16 protein-coding genes are annotated in these 20,873 nt (G+C 55.0%); 6 read left to right on the top strand and 10 right to left on the bottom strand.

Annotated features, from left to right (window positions below; genetic code table 11):
- Positions 1 to 3: 3 nt before the first annotated feature.
- The 8 genes from JKL48_RS11570 to JKL48_RS11535 all read right to left on the bottom strand — a co-directional run bounded on the left by JKL48_RS11570 (position 4) and on the right by JKL48_RS11535 (position 13,458).
- Complete coding sequence (locus JKL48_RS11570) at positions 4 to 354, bottom strand: DUF6922 domain-containing protein (protein ID WP_201982559.1); 351 nt, start codon at positions 352 to 354, stop codon at positions 4 to 6.
- Positions 355 to 522: 168 nt separating this feature from the next.
- Positions 523 to 843 (bottom strand): antitoxin VbhA family protein, encoded by a 321-nt coding sequence (locus JKL48_RS11565; protein ID WP_201982558.1) that lies wholly within the window; start codon positions 841 to 843, stop codon positions 523 to 525.
- 68 nt (positions 844 to 911) lie between these two features.
- Complete coding sequence (locus tag JKL48_RS11560; RefSeq protein WP_201982556.1) at positions 912 to 2,003, bottom strand: Fic/DOC family protein; 1,092 nt, start codon at positions 2,001 to 2,003, stop codon at positions 912 to 914.
- Positions 2,004 to 2,090: 87 nt separating this feature from the next.
- The gene (locus JKL48_RS11555; RefSeq protein ID WP_201982554.1) at positions 2,091 to 2,390 is read right to left on the bottom strand and encodes an antitoxin VbhA family protein; all 300 of its coding nucleotides are present in this window, start codon (positions 2,388 to 2,390) and stop codon (positions 2,091 to 2,093) included.
- A gap of 63 nt (positions 2,391 to 2,453) precedes the next feature.
- A complete protein-coding gene (locus JKL48_RS11550) occupies positions 2,454 to 2,732 on the bottom strand; it encodes a hypothetical protein (protein ID WP_201982553.1) in 279 nt (92 codons plus the stop codon).
- A 106-nt stretch (positions 2,733 to 2,838) separates the two neighbouring features.
- Entirely contained in the window at positions 2,839 to 4,473 is a 1,635-nt protein-coding gene (locus tag JKL48_RS11545) for a class I SAM-dependent methyltransferase (RefSeq protein ID WP_201982552.1), read from the bottom strand.
- A 467-nt stretch (positions 4,474 to 4,940) separates the two neighbouring features.
- Positions 4,941 to 8,882 (bottom strand): ATP-dependent helicase, encoded by a 3,942-nt coding sequence (locus JKL48_RS11540; RefSeq protein WP_201982550.1) that lies wholly within the window; start codon positions 8,880 to 8,882, stop codon positions 4,941 to 4,943.
- Positions 8,866 to 13,458 (bottom strand): DEAD/DEAH box helicase, encoded by a 4,593-nt coding sequence (locus tag JKL48_RS11535; RefSeq protein ID WP_201982548.1) that lies wholly within the window; start codon positions 13,456 to 13,458, stop codon positions 8,866 to 8,868. Before JKL48_RS11535 ends, JKL48_RS11540 begins: the two co-directional genes overlap by 17 nt.
- 327 nt (positions 13,459 to 13,785) lie before the next feature.
- Between JKL48_RS11535 and JKL48_RS11530 the strand changes: the two genes are divergently transcribed.
- The 3 genes from JKL48_RS11530 to JKL48_RS11520 are packed head-to-tail and all read left to right on the top strand — an operon-like array spanning position 13,786 to position 15,792.
- Complete coding sequence (locus tag JKL48_RS11530; RefSeq protein ID WP_201982546.1) at positions 13,786 to 14,352, top strand: GNAT family N-acetyltransferase; 567 nt, start codon at positions 13,786 to 13,788, stop codon at positions 14,350 to 14,352.
- The gene (locus JKL48_RS11525) at positions 14,349 to 15,371 is read left to right on the top strand and encodes a site-specific integrase (RefSeq protein WP_236668745.1); all 1,023 of its coding nucleotides are present in this window, start codon (positions 14,349 to 14,351) and stop codon (positions 15,369 to 15,371) included. Before JKL48_RS11530 ends, JKL48_RS11525 begins: the two co-directional genes overlap by 4 nt.
- A gap of 55 nt (positions 15,372 to 15,426) precedes the next feature.
- Positions 15,427 to 15,792 carry a hypothetical protein gene (locus JKL48_RS11520; protein ID WP_201982543.1) on the top strand — a complete coding sequence of 122 codons (366 nt, stop codon included), beginning with the start codon at positions 15,427 to 15,429 and terminating at the stop codon, positions 15,790 to 15,792.
- Between the two features lie 7 nt (positions 15,793 to 15,799).
- On the opposite strand, the gene JKL48_RS11515 is transcribed toward JKL48_RS11520, so the two are convergent.
- Positions 15,800 to 17,377 (bottom strand): argonaute/piwi family protein, encoded by a 1,578-nt coding sequence (locus JKL48_RS11515; protein ID WP_201982541.1) that lies wholly within the window; start codon positions 17,375 to 17,377, stop codon positions 15,800 to 15,802.
- A 2-nt stretch (positions 17,378 to 17,379) separates the two neighbouring features.
- A complete protein-coding gene (locus JKL48_RS11510; protein ID WP_201982540.1) occupies positions 17,380 to 18,717 on the bottom strand; it encodes a DUF4365 domain-containing protein in 1,338 nt (445 codons plus the stop codon).
- Positions 18,718 to 18,972: 255 nt separating this feature from the next.
- Between JKL48_RS11510 and JKL48_RS11505 the strand changes: the two genes are divergently transcribed.
- From JKL48_RS11505 to JKL48_RS11495, 3 genes are all read left to right on the top strand, one after another.
- Entirely contained in the window at positions 18,973 to 19,395 is a 423-nt protein-coding gene (locus JKL48_RS11505) for a hypothetical protein (RefSeq protein WP_201982539.1), read from the top strand.
- 174 nt (positions 19,396 to 19,569) lie between these two features.
- Positions 19,570 to 20,325 carry a hypothetical protein gene (locus JKL48_RS11500; protein ID WP_201982538.1) on the top strand — a complete coding sequence of 252 codons (756 nt, stop codon included), beginning with the start codon at positions 19,570 to 19,572 and terminating at the stop codon, positions 20,323 to 20,325.
- Positions 20,309 to 20,854 carry a BREX protein BrxB domain-containing protein gene (locus JKL48_RS11495; RefSeq protein WP_201982537.1) on the top strand — a complete coding sequence of 182 codons (546 nt, stop codon included), beginning with the start codon at positions 20,309 to 20,311 and terminating at the stop codon, positions 20,852 to 20,854. The genes JKL48_RS11500 and JKL48_RS11495 overlap by 17 nt, the downstream gene beginning before the upstream one ends.
- Positions 20,855 to 20,873 lie beyond the last annotated feature (19 nt).

Below are 20,873 nucleotides of genomic sequence, written 5' to 3'. Positions count from 1 at the left end.
GCGCTAGGAGTTGAAGGTTTGCGGTATCGACTGCTTGCGCTGGTAGCATCTAAGCGTTTCCTTTTCAATGTGGAAGAACTGGCACACGGCCGCAATGGCGGCGTCCGACATATAGGGCACCGTTTCAACGACTTCCTGCACGCGGGGCCTGCCGTAGTATTCCAGCATGGCAGCCCAGTCTTCTTTGCTCCCGCGCTGAATGACGCGCTGCACGATGGTACGCGCCATGGCCTGCGGGTCGATGGTGTCGGGGTCTACGTCCCAGAGGAGCGTTGGCAGGTGCTCGGCCAGGGGGGCTGGTACGACCTGCGGCTCGGGCGTTGCAACCGTAGCAGAAGGGGTGAGCTTTTCCATGAGTACAGGATGTGTGAGCCGGGGCTATTCGCCTTTCGTATGACTGGAAAGCATAATCCCCAAACTTGGGTTGGGAACCAGAGGGAGAAAGCCAATACCAGTCCCTAGTCTATATTAAACACCTTTTCAGGGCCTATAGTTGCGCTAAATCAGCCGGATTCAGTAAAGCTACGACAGGCGAGGTCCTACGCTCGATTCATCAAAGTGCAGGTATGGTTCGTAATGATGGGCCGGTTCCCCTTGCGGGCCTGCTCCCGGCGCATACAAGGCGAAGGGGTCAGCGCCAGGGGCCGGCTGGTACTCGGCATCAAGCGCTGCCGATAATTGCTCCAAGTCAATCTGCCCGGCAATGTATTGGTTTTGCAGCTCTACCAAAAGCGCCGAGGGCGGTCGATTTTGGCTCATTGATACGCCAACCGCAAACTTCACTACCTCGCGACGCTGCTGCTTGGTTTGCTCGTTTTTGGAGAAATAGAGTGCTTTTTCCACCAATACAAGATACGAATAAAAGCTCGCACCGGCGTCCTGGGAGGCAACAAATCAGCTCTATTTCGAACTTACAACTTTGGGCCTCGACGCTTTAACTCCGGTGCTTTTTGCAGCGGCTCGTCTTTACTGGCTACGGGTATTTTCGGTGGTTCCGGGCCGGCGGATGGCGCGGCCTGCAGCGGAGGCCCGACTACCAGCAGCACCACCGTAACCAGGGGCAATGCCTTTAGCAGGCGCGCCACGCGCTGGCGCAGCCGGGCATCTTCCATCTTGGCGGGCATTTGCTCCAGTAGCTCGGCGCCGGTTTTCAGGATGGTCAGCCGCGCCGGCTGCTGCGCGTCGGGGTGCACCACGCCGCGTGTGCCCTGCATAATCTGCCGGGCTACTGCGGTGTGACGGCCCCCAAGCAGCGCCCGCCAAACGGGTTCTTGGCTTTGCTGTACCTCACGCATGGCTTCAACACGCTGCAGAAAATCAGACACTGGCACGGGCGCAGCAGGGGCTAACACCAGCTCTGGGAGGGGCGTGGTAATCTGGCCAAAGAAGGCGCGTAACGGCTGCAAATCGGCTGCCGGGTTCCCGGTGGGCCGTAGAATGGCATAGTCCCGGGCCTGGTTGTATTGCTTGGGGTGCGACTGTGCCACGAGGTTAACGTCGTAGCCGGCGTTCTCCGCCAGCACTTGAAAAGCCGCGCCCAAGGTCCGGCCATTGCCCTCCCGGAAGGCGTGGGCGTAGTTGTACTGGTCGAAGTAGTAGGCGGCCCGCGCCACGAACTGGTCCTTATCCAGCCCTTTCAAAAAACGCTCAGCGGCCAGTTGCTGCCCGATGGCATCCAGGTGCGCGGGCAATTGCTGGTAGCTGCCAAAGTACATGGTGTACAGGCCGGGCCCATCCTTATCGGCCGAAGTTGACTTGGTTGCTTGGAACTCGCCCCAAGCACGCGTTTCGCCCGCCCACGGGTACACATCCTGAAAAAGGTGGCGGTGCAATGCCTGCAGGCCCTGGGCATTGTGAGGCGCGACTTCCACATGGCCGGCCAGCACCTCCAGCAGGCGGAAGTGGAAGCGGTTGCCTTCGACCTCGGCCAGCTTGTCCTCATCGGTGATGTTGAGCTTGTTAATCAGGACATCGGTGTGGGGGTCGGTAAAGCCGTCAGTCATAGGGATAAGCCGCGCGGGAACTGGGTAAGCAAGCAAAACGCCCCACCAACTGGCAGGGCGTTAGCAAATAGATTAAGAAGCGAAGGGCTAGTGCGATAAGGAGCGGGCCTTGGCCACGGCGGGAGCCGGCCGGGGCGCCACCGCCAGGATGCCATCGGCTCCCCGCGTGGGTACCGGCATCTGGGCCTGGGCTTGGTAATGGGCATCAAGCTGCGCGTTCACCTCAGCCAGGCTCAGCTCGCCGTTGATGTAGCGCTGGCTCAGCTGCTCGGCAAAGGAGCTCAGCTTGCGGTCTTGGGTCGCGTTCAGCGCGGCCGCCCGGTCCGACAGCGCTTGGCGCTGCTCGCGGGTTGCTTCCTTGGGGCCGAATTTTACGAGGGTATCCATGCTGTTTTGCCTGAGTGGTCTACTACGGCAAACGAAAGTTAGGCAAAAATGTGCCAAACCGGGCTACTGCTTCGCCCCGGCAGCCTGTACATCGGCCAGGGCCGCGTCCAGCACCGTCTGTACGGGCACGGCCAGCAACTCGGCCACCCGGAGCGCCTCGGCCACGGTCAGGCTGGATGGGTCCGCTTCGCGCTGCTTAATGGTGCGATAGGTCATTTGCAGGTGTTCCTGTAACTCGCGCTCGGTGAAGGAGAAGCGGCCGTGGCGCAGCAGGTGGCTGAACTGCTGGCCCACCGGCGAGGCAGCACCGGGCGGAGCCGAGGGAGGGGATGGGGTTTTCATGCAAGCAGTATAACGCTTCCCGGCATTACGGGAGAAGGAGCAGAGCGATACTCCACTGCCCCGGTCACGTGCCAGCGGACGGTAGCCCGCCCGCTGGCATCGGTGCTCAGGCCGCAAGCTGCAGCTGCATTTGGGTACCGGGCGCGGCTAGCGGCTCAGCCTCGGGCACCAGGGGGTGGGTCTTCGCGGTGGCGGCTTTGGCCTGGCGGGCGCGGTAGGCGGCCATTTCGGGGCCGGGCAGCCACTGCTTGCCGGCGCAGGCCCGAAGGTTGAACTCCTGCCAGAGAAATTCCTCGCGGAAAATCAGGTGCACGGTGCCTTTCTTGAAAGCCCGGATTTCAAAGAACCGGCTGTAGACCGTATGTACGCCGTTCGGGTTGGGGTTCTGGTTGCCGTAGCGGTCAAGGGCGGTATCGATGCCCACGCAGGTATCGTAATTCTCGCCCGTCAGGTAGCACATCACCCGGTCGATGTCGGCGTAGTCGTCACGGCGGCTCCAGTTCACGCGGAAGCCCTTTCCTGAATAGCTTTCCTCCACTGCGTAGGGCAAAATCACCTTCCGGTTTACCTTCCACTGCGAGTTGGTTACCCAGCCCTCCACGTGCAGGCGGTTTTCCTTGTGGTACTTGGTGAAGGTATCGAACACCGACTCCACGGCCTGCTCCATGATGGTTTCGCGGTTGTCGAGCACCAGCGCCACCAGCTCGGCCACGGCCTCGTGGGTGAACTCCTGGTAGCCCTGGGCCTTGCTGAAGGCCGCGAAGTTGCGGCGCACGTCGGCCCTCATCAGCTTCTGAATGTTCACCTTATCGAGCACCAGCCCCCAGATTTGCTGGTTCATCTCGTCGGCGAAATTGTTGTAGCTCGTGCGCAGGCTGCCGCGTTCCAGGCTGGCCTCGGCTAGCTTTAGCACGTCCTGGTACTCACTGCGCAGTAGGCTTTTGGCGTAGAACTTCATGCCCTCGCGGGCCTGCAGGTAGGCGGCGTACTGCGCTTTCAGGCCCTCGTATTCGGCGGCCATGTTGCCGATAACGTCGCGGGTGGCCACGGCATTGGCAAACAGATTTTCATCCAGCTCCGGCCCCCGGCGGCCCCGGCTGCTAAACTCGAACGTGAGGCGGTCGGCCTTGGCGGGCTTGTGCAGCCGGACCAGGCTAACCCCTACGTTGGTGGGGCGCTCGGCCTCGGCAAATACGGCCCCCAGTGCCTCGCTCGTGCCATGGTCCTCGATGAGGCGGGCCAGCAGCTGCCGGGTTTCGGTGTAGGGGTTGGCCAGCGTTTCGGTATTAAGCAAACACACCACGTCGCCGCCGGCAGCTACCACGTCCCAGGCTTTGAGCAAATGCCGGTCGCCGTTGGAAAAGGGCGGATTCATGATAATGAGGTCGAAAAAATGGTCGCCCCGGTAGTTCAGAAAGTCGTTGGCAATGACTTTATAGCCCTTGTCGTGCAGCACGGCGCGCAGCTCGGGGTCGGCCTCGCAGCAGTACACGTTTTGCTTGCCGCTGCGGCTGTGGTAGTGCTCCCGGTCGAGCCAAGCCGTCAGCTCATCCACAATGGCTCCGCTGCCGGCGCTGGGCTCCAGAATGGTCAGCTTGCGCAGGGCCACCGCGGCCGGGTTGTAGCGACGGTACCGGTCGCCGCCCTGGTCTTCGTCACCGGTGGGCGCGTGGTTGAAAAATGGGTCGAGCATACGCTGAATAACGGCGGCCGGGGTAGGGAAGAATTCAGGATTGAGCATGGCGTTTAAAAGGGCTAAGATGATAGTGTACAACCACTTGCTTATCCCATTAAACGCAATTTCAGACATTTTTGTTGCTAAAAAGACAACAATATTTAGCTAAAATCGACTTGCCGTTTTGACTGCGCCAACTCCTTCTTCCCCCTTGTTCCTCATAAAAACTGCCGGCGGTACGCCGGCTCAAACACTCCGCTGGCGGTACCGGCCCTTGCCGGTTCGGCCAGCAGCCAATGAAAGGGGAGAGGCCCGGACGGGGCTACAAAGCGCACCGGGGGCGGGGCCGGCATTCCGGCGCGACCAGCGGGAGCAGAGGAGAGCCGGTCCCGCTCCCGAGTAAGCGCCGCTGCCTGGGCCGGGCTTATGTGTTGTTGCTTCGCTAGAAAGGACCGAACCAACTGCAGCTCTCTGAAGCCTAAAAGCATCAGGTGGTCACACCAGGGGTGTGTCCTTATTAGCAACAGTTGACACTATTTCATTTGGCAGTAGCCAGCAAAATCAACTACGTAAATATATCCTCGTTTCTTAGCATCTGCTCCCCATTTTTCGGTGTACGACTTATTGTGTTTAGCATCATAGGCTAAAGACTCGGCGAGTGTATAACGCTTGATATTGGATACCAATAACCCTTCTAAACGAGTACGGTCGGGCAGTTTTGTAGCGGCGTCGAAACCCAGTTTGCCCACCTTACGATTCTTCCAAGTAAGTACCCAGCTGTCCCACTTATCGTTAACGAGTACGATTGGGTCGCCTACTTTTATCTCAGTAAAAATCCGCGTGTGTAGTTCAGCGAAGAACGGTTTATCCTGCGCTCCCCAGTAGAGTTGCACCTTACCAGAGCCTTCTTTTACAGCGTATCCTCGCCCTTGGTCAACTTCCTCTGGCTGGAACACCTGCCCCGCCGCCACGGCTGCCTCACGTTCGTGTCGCAACACTACCAGCCGGTACCGCGCCCGTGTGTATGCCACGTAAAATAGGCGGCGTTCTTCCTGTACCAAGTCCGCCAGGTTGTCGGCTGGTTCACTTGTAGACTTGTCAATACCAAAATCAGCTAGGGAAGGTGGTATTACTACTGCGTCAAATTCCAGACCTTTTACCTTGTGCATCGTTGTCAGCACTACTTCGCGCCGCCGCTTACCAGCTCCCGTCTTAGCTAGGTGCCTGTCGTATTGTTTCTCATAAAGTTTTGCAAAGTGTCCATCGTCTTTGCGGGCCAACTCCTGAATAAATTCCTGCAAGTCTTGATAAGTGGCTTCCCCCTCGTGTATCTCCTGAAATTCCGCTGCCAAGCAAACCGCTAGCTCCAGTGAATAAGCGTCCCACACGTGGCCATAATCGGCTAGGGCCCGGTCTTTACGCTTCGCTATTCGTTCCACAAAATCGGACCGCAACACGGCCGTAGGGGTGGCTTGCAACGCTTCAAACATATGATGAAACTCCCGTGAGGCCAGCGGCGACGTACTGTTGCCCTGAATACGTAACTCCACATCAGCCGGCAAACTCGTCTGGCGTAGCTCATTAAATGCCCGAAATACCTCGTCGTTCGAGCGCAGCATCACTGCTACCTGCTGGTAAGATTTTCCCGGTTCGTATTCTTCCGCCAGCACCTCCCACACTTTCGTCTTCCAGTCGGTTGGGTCGGTCTGGCAATCCAGCACCTCACAATACGCCCGTGAGTGCGCAGGCTGCCGTAGCGCCTCCAACTGCGGCATTTCTGCAAACAGGACTTCATTAGCTACCAGCATCCCGGCGGCTTCGGTCAATATAGCAGGGTACGAGCGATAGTTGTTGCTCAAGTACCGTGTAGCTGGTGCGTAGCTAGTCTCAAAAGCCCGGTAGTAGGGCACTGGACTCATTTTTCCTCCCTCTTTCACCCGCTCGTAGCCGTAAATGCTTTGGTTGGGGTCACCGATTACGCAAATCCGCACGGCGGCTTCATCACCTTTGGGTAGCATAGCCAGGGCGGGCGGGGCAAGGCGTTCCAGTAGGTTCAGCCGCAGCTGCGTGATGTCTTGAAACTCATCCACGAATACGTAACGGATAGAGCCAATCTTGCGCTCTAGCAGGCCGGGATTCTGATTCAGAGCCCGCACAAATAGCTTTCCCCAATCATCAAAATCCTGGCCGTCCAGTTCGGCCCCCAGGCAGCGCCGGCAGATACTGTGGAACGTGTGGACGTGCAGCCGCTGAATCAGGCGGCCGTAGCCCAGCGCCCGAAACAGCTTGCCCAGCCGTTCCTTCAGCTCTACCACTACGGCCCGATTATAAGCCAGCACCAGTATTTGCTCGGGCGGCACCTTCTCTTTTTGCACCAGCCGCGCCACACGTAGCGTCAGGGTGTGAGTTTTACCACTGCCTGGCCCGGCCAGCACCTGCATATTATCCTCCAGCGGGGCCTCGTACACGGCCCGCTGCTGTTCACTTAGGTTGTTCTCGGCTTTTAGCAGCGCTTCCTTTTGGAAGGCTGCTAGGCTTGGGTGGTTTTCGGGTAAGTATTCTTCCAGCAGCTTCAGCAGTGCCTCACTGCTATCACACTGAAAATAACGTTTGATAAATGAGTCCTGCTTGGTGGGAGTTTTCAGGTTGGCTAAGCATTGTAATGCTATCAGGCGCAGCTCTTTCAGCCGCAAGCCTTCTTCAAATGCAACTGATACTTTATAATCTTCCGAGGCTTGGTCTCGGCGGTCGGGCGTGGCCAAGTCATCCAAAAACAGTTCAATACCCATCGGCACCAGCGTCCCACTACCCCGCAGGTAGCCTAACGCCCGCGCCAGAAACAGTATATTATTGAGATAGTCAGGGGCTGCATCTTCCAGCCCCAATTCCAGCACCAAATCGGCGTAATTAAACTTGTCTTTTCCTGCCTGCACTACGTAGGCCAGCAGCTTGGTCAGGCTGGTCTGAAGTTCCCGTAGCGGTTGCTGCCACGCCTTGTCCTGTTGCGCTCCATTGTATATAAGCTGCATTACCTGCGGCTTATGGCGGTTGCGATAGGTTAGCTCCGACTGCACGCGGGTGTGGGGAAGCATACGCACGAGCTTCAGGGCAAATTTTGCCCGCTTCTTTTGCCAGTCAGTTACCAGCTTTTCGCGACCCACTTCAGGCGGCAGCTTGCGATTATTTTTATCTACTTCCTCCCAATACAGTCGCCAGGAGCGGAACTGCTCATCACTAATTGCCCACACCAGCCGGTCCCACTGGTTACCGTCCAGGCTGCGCTGCTTGCTAACGCCCACACCATCCAAGAGCTTGTGAGCCAAGGCAAACACGGCTTCTATCAGTGGCAATTTGCCTGCCTCGCAGTCTTTCTGCTTTTTCCAGGCAGCCAGTTCTGCTTGGCGCAGGTCGGTAATCGTCAAGGTAAGGTACCGCTCAATGCATAGTGCCTTCGCCCGTTGCGCCTGGTAGAGTAGCCGCGTCAGCTCCGACCAGCGGCGCTTGTCAGCCAGCCGCAACAATTCGGCTACTGGCAGCAGCAGTTCGTTTCCCTCGCGCAGGGGCGAGCTGCGTAACCGAGCCACAAACTGCTCTACTTCCTGCCGTTCGGCCGGGTTAGTCAGGTGCCGGTAGGTAGGCAGTTCGAGCAGCCGCAACGGCAAGCTTGCCGGGGTGTACATCCCCAACCGAATGCGTTTCAGTTCTTCCAGCCAATGTAGAGCCAACCGGAATTTGGTGCTGGCCTCGTCGCCGCCATCCGGCCCCGCATTTTCGGCCCCCAAATCCAGTGGCAGTGAAAAGGCCGTACCACCAGTCGCCAGCGGCCGAAACCGCTTTACGTAGGTATGTACCTGCTCTTGCACCCGTGCCAGATAGTCCCAACTCAGGTCTGAACGGTGTTGCAAGTCTCGAAGCTTACCAAAATCCTCGTTGGTAATCACGCACATCGCCCGAATAGGACGGCCCGTTACAAATCCTGCATGCTGGCGTAGGGTTTCATCGCGCCCGGCCCGCCCCACCTCCTGCAAAAAGTCTTCAAATGTCGAGGACGGCCCTAGGTGGTAGAGGTAATGAATGTTGCCAATATCCATGCCCATACCAAATGCCTTGGTCGCTACCAGCACTACTATCTGGTCAGCAACCCGCTCCGTTGGTTTGCCAGAGCGCGAGGGCTTGTAGGCGTCATATTTGTCAGCCCGGTCATGTCCGTCGAGGCCCGCATGAAAAAAATCTACCTGTTCGGCCCAGGTCAGGCTGCGCTCCTGTGCCAGCGCCTTCAATGCTAACGTGGTCTCCTCTGCCTGCCGTCGGGTGCGCACAAACACTAACACCCGACTGCGGGCCGGGTCAAACGCTTGCGCCTCTAAGTCGTCCAGCACCGTTTCCAGTTGCTGTGACGCATTAGCTACCCGCTGAAAGCGCATTTCAATATGTGCCTGCACGGGGTTGGAGCCCAAATCACCGAGGAGCTTCATCGTCAGGAAATAATGCGTGAAAGTTGGCTAAAATCTTTTCTGTTACCGTAGCCGAAAACAGGAGTATCGGGAACCGTCGCTTATAGGTCGTTATTGCTTCTGCCCGCAGTCGATTCACCTGCCGGGCTGCATGAACGTAGTCGGGCCGAAACTCGTGACCCCATTGTGAAATACAGTGCGCTTCGTCAAATACAGCATATTCCAGCCCTCCATCCAATGCAAACCGCTGCTCAAAAGCTTTACTGAACCCATTGCTGCGAAACCTCTCGGGCGTGATAAAAAGCAATTGGATTTCGCCCCCTGCCACGCGCCGGTAAATCTGTGCCAGTTCGTCTTGCTTGTCAGAGTTAATGTATTCGACGCTGCTGTAAAAACCCAATTCCCAGAGCTTACTTACTTGGTCTTCCATCAGCGCCCGCAACGGCGTTACCACTACGCTCAGCCGGTTGGTGTAACTGCTTCGGTATAGCGCCGGGGCCTGAAATAGCACCGATTTGCCGCCGCCCGTAGCAAGCGTCACTACCAGGTCGGTTTGGGCAGGCAATATCGCAGCGAGGCAGGGCCGTTGGTTGGGCCGCCACTCGTGTGCTCGCGTCGAGTCGGTAGCGTCCCGCAAAAACACCTGCCGTAGCAGTTCCTGCGCCGCCTCCGGGTCCAGTGGAGAATCCGTATCGGGCCGTATGCCGCCCAGGTGTTGGTCAGCCAGCGCAGCCGCCGCTTCGTAAGATTCCCGATTTTGCCACGACACGCCCACGGTTTCCCGGCTAAACAGCCACGCTTGGGACAGGCTGCTAAAGTCGGGCAGGCGTGGGTCGAGAAACCACAACTGGTTCTGGTCATTGTTGTCGGCTACCAACGCCCGCAGGCGCTGGACCAACGGCCTCTGCAATTCCAGCAAAAATAGCTGGTTACGGACTAAGAAATCCAAGTTCTTATTCTCCGACTCGTCATTGGAGTTAGCGGTTGCCTCATCAGTGGCGGGCACCTCCTTACCCTGCTCTTCTTGCTCCCGTTTCGTTTGTTCAGCTACTGAGTGGTGGGCGGCGGCAAACAAAGCTGAGCCCTGAGCCAGGTAGAAGTTCTCCGACAAGTTGAAGCTGTCCAGCACTACTCGCAAAGGCCCCAGGTAGTTGGCTTCCAGAATATCTGCTGCTTCACTTACCGGAGCTATCAGTAACGCATGGCCATCGCCGCGTTGGTGCAGCAGTTCCAGCCGCCGCCCCATTTGCGCCTCACCGCTCGGGATGTAAAAGCCACGCCCTGCTCTCCCAAAATAGTTTTCCAGTTTCTTTACCTCTTCGAGCCGCTGTACCAACAGCACCAGCGGCAGCGCTTGGGTTCCTCGCTCCGCCAGCCCTGCCGTCAACTCTGCTTGCAGCAGCCAGTAGCGCGAACGATAAATAGTTTCCGGGTTAAGTGGCACCACGCCCAAATGCTGTTGCAGCCATTGTGTAGGCGGCGTAGCACTCCGCAACTGCCCGGTAGGGTAAGTGCGGCCTTCACCGCTCAAATACTTTATGGCCTGCTCCGGCCCGGCTAACTCTTGCACTAGGTGTTCCCATCCAAAGCTAGCCCACAACCAATACTGCCCATATTGGTGCTTTTCCAGCCAGAAATTATCGTAGCCGGTGGGCACTTCAGCCCCTAACTGTTGGACTTGCTCTCGCGTCAGCCCAATGAAGCTTTGCCCACCCGAAAACTTCAGCCACTCGGTAGCAGTCGCCTGGTTGCGGCGCACTTCGTCAGCCGCTAGTTGTAATAATTTTCGCTTGTTATCCAGCGTAAGCAAGTCCGGCTCCACTACAGCGATTACCAAGCTAGGCTGTGCTCGCAACGCTACTTGCTCGTGGCGTAGCTGCTCCACACTCATAGCCCATACGCCAGCTGCTCTTACGCTACCGCCCGCCGGTAAGGCAGCCAAGCACCGACCCAGGTCAACTTCCAATTCCCGCAGTCGCGCCCGCAACGCCGGAGCCATATTGGCCGTCAGCACAGGCCAGTTGTGCCGCTGGCAATGCGCCAGAAAGCGCTGAAATAGCACGCATTCCGTTGGGTGCGCGGTTATTTGTAACGTCACTGCGTCAGGTCGTAATTCCCGATACTCCAGTGCCGTTTGCTCATCGACCCAGAATCGCACCGGGCTGTGCAATAGTGCTTCAGCCCACACCTCGCGGGGTGCCACAAGCACCGCCCCCGGTGAAGCCTCCGTTACCCAATCCTGCACCTGTTGCCGAAGCCCCGACTTAGCTGGCTGCGGCTGTAGCCAGAGAGGTTGCGGGCGCATCAGCTGCGCCGCATCATGCCAAAGCTGTTCTTCGGTGTGCCGCAACCACGACAATGTGGCCAGTTCTCCACGCAAGTCAGTCAGTCTATCCCGTACCTGCGCCGCCACTACCTGGCTCAACAGCTCCCAATCGGTTGGCGCTGCCAGCACTAGCCGCAATACTTGATTCACGAAGAGGCGTAAGGTTAGCTCGGCATCAGCCGCTGCCGTGTGCATAGTGCGCAGAGCATAGGTGTGCAGCTGCGGGCTAAGTGCCATTTCCATTAATAAGGTATCCCAAATGCTCCCGGCCGTCAGTTCCACACCGTGGGCTGCCAGCACCGGTGCGTCGAAGTCGCGCACATTATGCCCTACCACCAAGCCAGGATTAGCTGCGACCCATTCCCGTAGCTCCTGTACCGTGACTGCTATTTGGGCCTCCTCCTGCCCAATGTGCCAAGCCGCTGGAGTGCCCCAGGCTATTTCATGAATAGTTTCCCGGTCAGTTTCCAAGTCCATCCCCACCGCCAAAAACGTGGTCAGAATAAGGTTGCTCAGTAGACCTATCGCCCGCAGCCGGGTAGTAGTAGCATGATTTTCCGTAATAAAGTGCGCCACCTCGTCCAACTCCACATCCGTAAGTTGTGCCACCACCAAGTCGCCCGCGCTAGCCGATAGCTCCCCAAACCGTGCTGATGCTTCCGCTTTTGGAAAGGGTAGCTTTTCGCCCGCCAACCACAAATCAAGAGCAATACCTGGCTGTAACTGCGCTACCAGCAGTCCTTCCAGCGCTTGCTTATCGCCCGTCATGGTACGCAGGGCCTGCTGGTAACGGAAGTAGACTGCCGTGCTGCTTACCTCTGTAACGTGCTTGAGTGTTCGCTGCCAGGCTACATCGCTATGGTTTTCCGTAATCAGGTGCGCCACTTCGCCCACACCTTCATCTGTCAGCTGCGTCACCACTAGGTCGCCTTCGCTAACTGATAGCTTGCTGAACTGCGCTACTGCCTCTTCCTGCGGAAAAGGCAGCTTTTCACCTGTCAGCCATAAGCTCAGAGCAATGCTTGGTTGCAGACGTGCTAGCAGCAACTCCGCAAAGGCTTGTTTATCGCCTGGCATGGTGGCCAGAACCTGTCGGTAGTTGAGATAAGCTGCCGCGCTGCTTATCTCCGGCACCTGCTCTAGCCAGATTTCTAGTGCCTCTTGGTACTGGGCTACTTGCTCGTGGCCTAATGCCTGTTTTAGCCGCAGCCATACGCTGCCTAACTCGTCATCTTTTCCGGTTTGGTCTATATAAGTTAAGTACAGCCCCAAGGTGCCTGTCTGCTCGGCGGTTGGCCACCAGTTGGCCACTACGTCTGGTGCATCGGCAAGTAACGCCAACAACCGCTTCACTACAACCGGCCATTCAGCAAGTGGTGAGCAATAAAGCAGCCATAAATGCCATTGGTGTTCTGGAGCAGCCCGCAGCACTAGCTGTTTCACGGCTTCAGTGGTAATTGTAGGGCCCTTGTCCCTAACTAGATTCACCGTACGCACCGTCAAGGCTAGCATATCAGCATCTATTACTGGGGCTAACTGCTTTAGAAGTTCGTCAGCTATAATCTCCCGAATATCATCTGCCAGCCGGCTGCCTAACAGTCGCTCTGTCGCTCGCCATTCCAACTTAGGTACTAACCTGCGTAGTAGCGCGTGGTCAGTTCCAATCGGCCGCGCCCAGGTGACTTCTGTTTTGCCGGTGTGCCCCGGTCTTGGACTTGGCCGCTCGGCAAATAATAGCCAATCGTTCGCTTGCGGCAGCACGCCACCTAACTGTTTGACATTCCAAAAAATCTCCGCTGGCTCCGCACCTTTATTTAAAAACCCAAAACCCCGTTCGGCAATTACACTAACTACCCGACCGAAATGTAGCTTGTCGTCTTCTGGAGGCCGAGGCGCGTTAGTATTCTGTCGTTGTGCTGATGATTTAGGCCCTTCGCTTTGCGACACCTGCAAGCCTTTATCAGTCAGCTGCTTTACGACTGACAAAGGTGCTAACGTGGGCGTGGGTTCAGTTTCAGTAACCTCCACGTAGGCTGTGGATTGAACAGTAGTTAGCTCTAATGCTGGCTTCTCAATTTGAAGTAGATGTGCCGGGCTGCCAGATTCCCTTATATCAACTGGTAATCCCAATTCCTGCCTGACAAGCTTCTCCCATTCTGTCGGTACTTCTCGTACCAGCCGCAGATTCGGAACATCCGAATTTTTATTTAGAATGGTGTGCAGCTGCTGTACCGTAAGGTTGTATTTCTTCAGTAGCTGCGCCAGTTGCATAAGCCGTGAACTTGGGATGGTCTAACAATAGCGGATATGGAGCTAAGGTAAGTGTTTTAACAAGTCGACTACCCATGCAAGATGTGAAAGCACTCGTTGTAGCAGACATTCGATATATACCATGAATTGCCTTACTCCAGACACATCCTTGTTAGAAACTACAAGCTGACCGCTATAGATGAGCTGAATTCAAAAATACTAGTTTAGGAACCATAATACTTACTTATCGGCCCTAAACTCTCCTTATCTTTACAGCGCTGTGAAACGGTCGTTTTGCAATTGCAAAATCAATAGAGCCCGTTGATTCTCCAGTTTTGACAACCTGCTATGATGCACGTTTCCCTTGACCAAATTCCGGAGCAACTCTCCAAGCTAGTGGCTTGGCAACGATTGTCGCCTAGGCGACAGGCGGAGACTGACAAGCATTTAAACGAATTGCTGAACCGTCACGCCTGGGGAGAGCTACCTCACGCTGGCATTCTACAGACATTGCCCGACGATGCGCCGGGGCTACTACTTATCTACTACCATCCCGCAGGTATCAAATGGAGTCTGGAGCTATTCAATCTACTGTATAGCAGAGACCGCAGAGGACATTTATTTCTGGATGGTGAGCAGCACTTTGCTGAGCCACCTAATCCGGAAAGAAAAATGAAAATAGTGGACTTCTCAATAAGCGAAGACTATCGGGGTCAGGGTACTGGAAGTCGGATGCTGCAAACCAGCCTACTGCTCGGTCAGCAGGCAGATATCCGAGTCATTGGGGGAGAAATTGTAGCAACTGACAAGGTAGAGCGGCTGATACCATATTATATAAGAAATGGCTTTACGGTGCAGCGGGCAACCAATCCTACTGCCCACATCAGGGCCACCATTAGCCTGCAAATAGGATGAAGTCACTCACCCAGACAACAATGCTGCCCGCAGTAGCTGCCGACCGGCCGACGCTGGCGCTGGCCGCCGACCTGGCCAGCCGCGTGGCTCCCAATGTCGAGCGATATTTACTCCGCGGCCTTGAAGGCTCCGATAATACGCGCCTGGCCTACTCGGGGGACTTACGCTCCTACGAGGCCTATTGTGAACTGCACCTGCTCGCGCCCTGGCCTGCCGCCCTAGAAACGCTGGCCAGCTACGTAGCACACCTGGCCGACGCAGGCCGCAAGCTGGCCACCATCAACCGGCACCTGGCCGCTATCGAGAAGAACCACCAGCTGCTCGGGCTACCCTCAGCTATCAACGCCCCGGCGCTGGACGTGCTGCGCAAGGGCGTGGCGCGGGAAATCGGCAAAAAGCAGAAACAGGCCCCGGCCTTTTCCGTGCCCCACCTCAAGCGCACCATCGACCGGCTGGACCTCTCACGACCGGACGGGCTGCGGGCGCGGGCGCTGCTGCTGCTCGGGTTCGCGGGCGCATTCCGGCGCTCGGAGCTGGTCGATATTAATCTGGAGCACCTGGAAATGGTGCATGACGCGACCGATGAGGTGTTGGTCATCACCCTACCCAAAAGCAAAGCCAACCAAGCGGGAGACGTCGAGCAGAAAATCATCTTCTATGGCGAGAATCCGGCGTATTGCCCGATTGGGGCTTACAATGCCTGGATTGCGCAACTCGGGGGCCGCACGGAGGGCCCGCTGTTTGTGTCACTCAAACGAAGCCGGCCGGGCGAGCCGGGAAAGCCCACGGACAAGCGCCTGGCCGACCGGCGCGTCAACCTATTGGTGAAAGAGCACTTGGGCGCGAAGTACTCCGCTCACTCCCTGCGGGTATCGTTTATCACCACTTCCAAGCTGGCGGGCCAGAGCAACGACTTTATTAAGAACCAGACCAAGCAGAAAACGGACGCCATGATTAGCCGCTACACCCGGCTCGACGACATTATTAAGTATAATGCGGGCCGCTCCCTGGGACTATAGCTATGCCCTGAACTGTTGCCCCAGGTCAATCGCGGTTGTTTCGCACTTTTAAAGAATGGAACACCTGCTCCAGCCCCGACACCCACTCGATAAGTACCACCAGTCGCAGCTGGAATTTCTAGCCGCGCTCCCCGAAGAGCAGCGAGTTGAACACGCCCGCCTGTTCCGGTTGGGCAATGCCAGCTACCGCTACCAGCAGCAAGCAGTTGGCGAAATCACTGAGGCTGACTACTTGGATTGGCTTGAAGGCTTGCCCGCTAACATGCGCCGCGTGGTCAAGCAGGAAGGCTTCGAGCAAAGCAAAAGCAGCCTGGCGCTACGCCGGCACGCCCTGGAACGGCGCGACCAAGGCTATTCCGCCTTCATGCAGGCCATTCTGTCGCCCGAAGACTGGGCCTATCAACAGACTGTTGCGCTCTAATCGTGAATTACATGTAATACAAGTAACGTGTAGGAGGAGTACTTCCCTCGTCCATGTACTGAATAATCTCACCAACCTTTTGTGCAAACCGAATAGTAATCGGCATACTATCGTAATAATTGCAGTTGTTGAAATTCATTTTGGTGAGCGCCATGATTTCCTCACACACCTTTTTGAGGGTAGATTCCCCTTCATAGATGCTAATTTCTAAAGGGTGTGGTATGTGAACGCTTGGAAATGTTTCATAGTAAGGAATGTAGCCTGTAGTATACAGAATGCCGTGTACCTCACTAATTTGCATTAGCGTACCTCGTATCACTGGGTAACGCCCATGCTCTCGTAGCAGCTTGATTTTAGCCGATTTGATGGTAACTAAATCGACTTCTACATCTTCTCCTAACGCTTCCAGAATACCATACTTGAAGCCTTCTGCCTCGGCATAGTCCTGGTGAATCGAGGCATCCCAAAAATCAGTGGTTTTGTGAATAACAACCCGGTCGGGACTACGCCCTTTATTGAATTTCCGATACTCTTTCAGCACGGCAATGATTAAGTCATGCGCGTACTGGTACGTTAAATGAGGGGCTCCTGTGTGTTCGACTTTTGAATTCCACTCGAATTTGCTTCCGACAAATATTATCCCCTTTCCTTCGTGATTGAAAGCCTGGGCCACACTGGCCTGCACTAGGTTAGCATCTTCGTCTAGTACCTTATGAAAGCTCACTCCAATGTGACAAGTATCACGGTCTTTCAGCCTGATTGACCACGGAATGCTATCGTTTTTGTAGTAGTTGGCAACAGAGAAATTCCAGGCCTGCATCGATAAATCCTGCATACCCTTCTTCTTGCCAATTACCGTATCCTCCAGAATGATTTGCACTGGGATAGCCCCTGGCACTGTAATAAGCTGAGCTTTCAGGTAGCGTTTAAAGTTAAAGAATCGATTCTGGCCGTAGCGTACCGATGCTAGCTTAGTGAAGACGTTGGTTGGTATAACGAGTATGCAGATATTAGGCTTGGGCATACTTGTCTCTAGCATGTCTTTGTAAGCATCAATGTAGAGATGTGCTGTTTGCACCACCATTTCCAGCGGGGGCAATTCTTCGTTTAGCTTCTTCTCAATCTTGGCTTGCAGAATCGTCTTGTTATTATCTGAATCATTGACGAATGTGCATTTGAACGCGGAGTCTTTATTGAAACCCGGAAAGTCAGGATTCATGCGCTTCGTTTGAGTCGAAGTCGTTTGTGCGTCCTCATCCGTTTTGTCAAACAGTTGAAGAATCGCCATTTCCTCGTCTTCTGCTTCCGATGGTATCTCCCGTACCTCGCCATCTTCAATCAGCACATTTGCATTTGGACCGAGTTCCTTTTTGGATGCCTCAATAGGGAATTCTAGATTTTCCAGCCACCGCAACGTGTGGTCAACCCCAATTTTGGTTCCGATAACTGCGTAGTGGATTTCGGAACGGTGAGAACCATCGGCGACGGAAAAAAAACCACCTGCCATAATGCCAAGCTTAGGGTCGTCACACAGGAAATCATTGTCGAACTGCAAAAGCGGTTCGGATAGAATATGTACTTCCATGCTTACAGGAGCTTGAGTTGTTCGGGTATTGGAGCGAGTACTGTAGCGGCTTTAGCTACCGCTTTACTGTCCTCAGGGATGCTAAAGCCAGCCTTGAATCGAGAATAGGGCCAGAATACAATTTCCGGGTCTGGTTTTCTGGAAACCGTTAACGAGTTATGGTTTTTGAAGAGGTAGCTTTGAATGAAGTGGATATGATTAAGGAATGTTGAATTGAATTCTCTAGCAGTGAGGTAGTTGGTCAGCTTAGTAATACGGTCTGGGGGCAAGGTTTTGGTGCCATCAGACGTGAACAGGTATTTAGGTTGTAGCACGAGGTAAATTTCCTGTTCATCGAATAGCCAGTCGTATTCGAACGCGAAGTGCCGATAGAAGGAATACTTACCATAGGTATAATTTGCTACTACCGTACGGGTTTCTGGCTGGCCGTTGCGGGTAGTGTATTGTACTACCAGCTTATCGCCCTCCCGAGGCTTGGGAAAGTAAAACCGCTTGTAGTCCTTATTATAGCGCAGCTTATTGTCCCACATAAAGTCTTTTATGTGCACATTCAAAAGCTGAACAGCAATCTTGCGGAGCAGTGGCCCCCTCATGTATTGGTGGCGATTATAGGTCGTCAAAGCTTCTTCTACGACCTTCTCTTTAAAGAGGCTCCATGCCGGCAAGTCAATATCTTGAAACGTGTAAACGATGCCGTTCTCGACGTGGAAAGGTGGCACCTCATCTTGCTTCAACAAGTCGTAAACCTCTTTCTTGCTGGTGTAGTTGGCTCGATGTGAGTACAAAGATTTAGGTGCGGGCTGCAGCTTGAACAGATTACTGGTCAGCATCTCGCTGGCATCAAAGTTTACGCGCGTGCGCACACTTGCTGAGAAGCGAGTAAGAAAATCATTCTGGTCTATCTCCAAGCGGTTGGCCACCTTGTCGAAAAGAATCGGATATTTTTTCCTGGCTGTACCAGCGTCTATACTTGTTATCTGCTTGCAGTAGAGCACATCGGTACGGGCATCATACACCACTAGGAGCACCTTATTCTCGTGGGCCAGCCAATATTCCATGTCGTCCTGGCGAGCATGAAATTCAAAGCTGTCGTCTGTTTCCCGGCCCATGTAGCTGTGAGCGCTGTTGGTTGACTTTAGCTGGACCTTTATTAATTCCCCGGTAGGCTGGAGCTGGCCCTCCGCGTTTTTCACAACCAGTTCTACTTCGCCATCAATGCCAAAGTCGCTCTTTGTTGTTTCTCGGAATATTATGTAAGGTATATGCCGATTGCAATAACGGGCAAACTCAACGACGCCTCGCTCACCAATAATGTGCTGAGGCATTAGGGCTTTACTCATGGAAACGCAGTAGGCTAATGAAGTAAATTTGAATTGCTTGCCAATCTCAGCTCTACTATGGCTGCTAACAAGGGTAGCAAAGCGTAGGCACTTTTGGTTCACCTTTACTAAGGTACAGAAGTCTACCATAACCCTGCACTGTCGTCCTGCAAGGGTCATCCCGTCTTGCCTGCTAGTTTTACGCTAACTATTTAGCAGCTACTTAACAAGGTGTGATTCTACTAAACTAGTAATTGTGCCACTCAGCAATCTCAAGTGAATACTGGACTTAGCTCTGCCACCAATCAAACCCTTGTCTCCTTGGGCAGTGCTTTCGACTGGCATGCCTACACTCAAAAAGTATGGCCTGAGGCTGATACCGTGACCCTCCACGCTAAGATGGGCGAAGAGATAAAGGACCTGCAAACCTCGTCGAAGCTTCGCGTAGTGGTCGAACGCAACTTTGCCCTCAATAGCTACCTGCATCGCAACTTTCATCATTGGGGGTATCTGCCAGCAGCTTATACTGAGTGGTGGTACGATATGCTTTTTCTATACCTGCACCTCTACCGGTTGCCGGTGCCAGTTACCTACAGGCACGCGCTCTATACCAGTTGGGTCGGTCGGCCTAAAGGCGCAGCGGAAGTTGCTGCAGCGGAGATTCGGCAAGCGCTTAAGCGCAAGCAGCTGGTAAACTGAGTGCGGAGGAGGTATCCCTAGTAACGAGCTTAGGATTGGCCCGAACAGCCTTAACTGAGGTGAGTGGCTTTCAAGTCAGCTTAGCTGATTCGTTAAAACTGTCCGTGACGCTGCTTCTGCTAATGCATTTGAGTAGCTTTACGCTAAAAACCCTTGCCCTTACTTCACCACTCGTTGGCTTTTGTTCCGAAGGAATTGATTACCACTACCTCTATCCACACGAGCCGCACCATCATGTTCGCGGAGCTGGCTCGGGTAATGAACTATGCTACCGCTAGTGGCAATTTTCACGATTCGCTGGGCGAAAACGTGGTAGGGAAGCGTACGAAGTCCAATTTGGACAAAACCAACATACTACTTCAGAAGCTCTATACCTTCAACCCGCAGTACGCTCCTTTTCGAGCATTTGCCTATTTCTGGCCGATGGCTGGTGAAACAGACCAGCGAATAATGGCCATGTTGCTGGCGTTGGGCCGAGAGCCGCTGCTGGCAGAAAGCGTGGAGTTGGTGCTACAAACCCGCCTAGGTGACCCTGTTACCGTGGAGCAGTTGCTAGCAGGGTTAGAGCATCGACACCCAGGCCGTTATAGCACAAGCAGTGCTCACGCAATTGCGCAGCGCTTGGCCAGTTCCTGGAAGCAGGCCGGCTACTTGGAGGGAAAGGTAAAAACTCGCCGGGTACAGCCGCAGCCACAGCGATACGCGGTGACTTTCGCCTTACTACTGGCCTTTCTGCACGGCGAACGAGGCGAATTCATCCTACGCAGTAAGTGGGTGCAGGCTTTGGGGCTGCCCGAAGCAGAGGTGCGCAAGCTAGCAGCGGATGCCGCTCTGCATAACCTGCTGCAGTATCAGGCAGCGGCGGCCGTCACGGTATTTGCCTTCCCTCAACTCTTCAACACGTTAGGACTGCATGGCCTCCAAAGTTGAATCATTGCTCTTGGCCTTTCAATCGGTGCTACGTGAGCCCTGGGCTAATACCTTGTCGGGCCATGAGCGCGTGTGGTTTCTGGTTTACGACCCGGCAGAGCAGCGCAAGATAGACTTGCATTTTGGTGATTTTGAAGTGTCGGCGAAGCAAGCAGGGAAGCGCTGGCTGGTCGTATCGCTCAAGCCTTGCTTTCCGCAGTGGATGGCTGCGCACAAGTACCGGGAAAGCTATTTTGCTAAGCCCAATGCCCTCATGACCCAGTTGGAAGTAGGGTTTCGGCAGTATGCTATTGACTACCTGCGCGACGCCGTCGAGGCCGGCCAGCCGGATGAGCAGACCTTGGTGGTGGTGCGCGACACCAGTGCGTTGTTCAGCTTTGTGCGCCTAGCCGACGTGCTTGAAGCAGTGGCCAGTACCTGCAAAGGCCGCCTGCTTGTGTTTTTTCCTGGAGAATACACCCAAAATCAATACCGTCTGCTGGATGCCCGCGACGGATGGAACTACCTTGCCCGCCCCATTCTCGGCTAATTCAGCCCCTATCTTTTTC

The sequence above is a fragment of the Hymenobacter rubidus genome (genome assembly GCF_016734815.1).
In the GTDB taxonomy this organism is placed as follows: Bacteria; Bacteroidota; Bacteroidia; order Cytophagales; family Hymenobacteraceae; genus Hymenobacter; species Hymenobacter rubidus.
The sequence above is the reverse complement of the archived record's forward strand: the minus strand, read 5'-3'. Positions and strand labels throughout refer to the sequence as shown.

Bases quoted from the DNA above. Each gene is read 5' to 3' on its own strand.
- JKL48_RS11560 (WP_201982556.1), bottom strand. From the start codon at position 2,003: ATGACTGACGGCTTTACCGACCCCCACACCGATGTCCTGATTAACAAG.
- JKL48_RS11525 (WP_236668745.1), top strand. From the start codon at position 14,349: ATGAAGTCACTCACCCAGACAACAATGCTGCCCGCAGTAGCTGCCGAC.
- JKL48_RS11515 (WP_201982541.1), bottom strand. From the start codon at position 17,377: ATGGAAGTACATATTCTATCCGAACCGCTTTTGCAGTTCGACAATGAT.
- JKL48_RS11540 (WP_201982550.1), bottom strand. From the start codon at position 8,882: ATGAAGCTCCTCGGTGATTTGGGCTCCAACCCCGTGCAGGCACATATT.
- JKL48_RS11550 (WP_201982553.1), bottom strand. From the start codon at position 2,732: ATGAAAACCCCATCCCCTCCCTCGGCTCCGCCCGGTGCTGCCTCGCCG.
- JKL48_RS11510 (WP_201982540.1), bottom strand. From the start codon at position 18,717: ATGAGTAAAGCCCTAATGCCTCAGCACATTATTGGTGAGCGAGGCGTC.
- JKL48_RS11545 (WP_201982552.1), bottom strand. From the start codon at position 4,473: ATGCTCAATCCTGAATTCTTCCCTACCCCGGCCGCCGTTATTCAGCGT.
- JKL48_RS11555 (WP_201982554.1), bottom strand. From the start codon at position 2,390: ATGGATACCCTCGTAAAATTCGGCCCCAAGGAAGCAACCCGCGAGCAG.
- JKL48_RS11570 (WP_201982559.1), bottom strand. From the start codon at position 354: ATGGAAAAGCTCACCCCTTCTGCTACGGTTGCAACGCCCGAGCCGCAG.
- JKL48_RS11535 (WP_201982548.1), bottom strand. From the start codon at position 13,458: ATGCAACTGGCGCAGCTACTGAAGAAATACAACCTTACGGTACAGCAG.
- JKL48_RS11530 (WP_201982546.1), top strand. From the start codon at position 13,786: ATGATGCACGTTTCCCTTGACCAAATTCCGGAGCAACTCTCCAAGCTA.
- JKL48_RS11495 (WP_201982537.1), top strand. From the start codon at position 20,309: ATGGCCTCCAAAGTTGAATCATTGCTCTTGGCCTTTCAATCGGTGCTA.
- JKL48_RS11520 (WP_201982543.1), top strand. From the start codon at position 15,427: ATGGAACACCTGCTCCAGCCCCGACACCCACTCGATAAGTACCACCAG.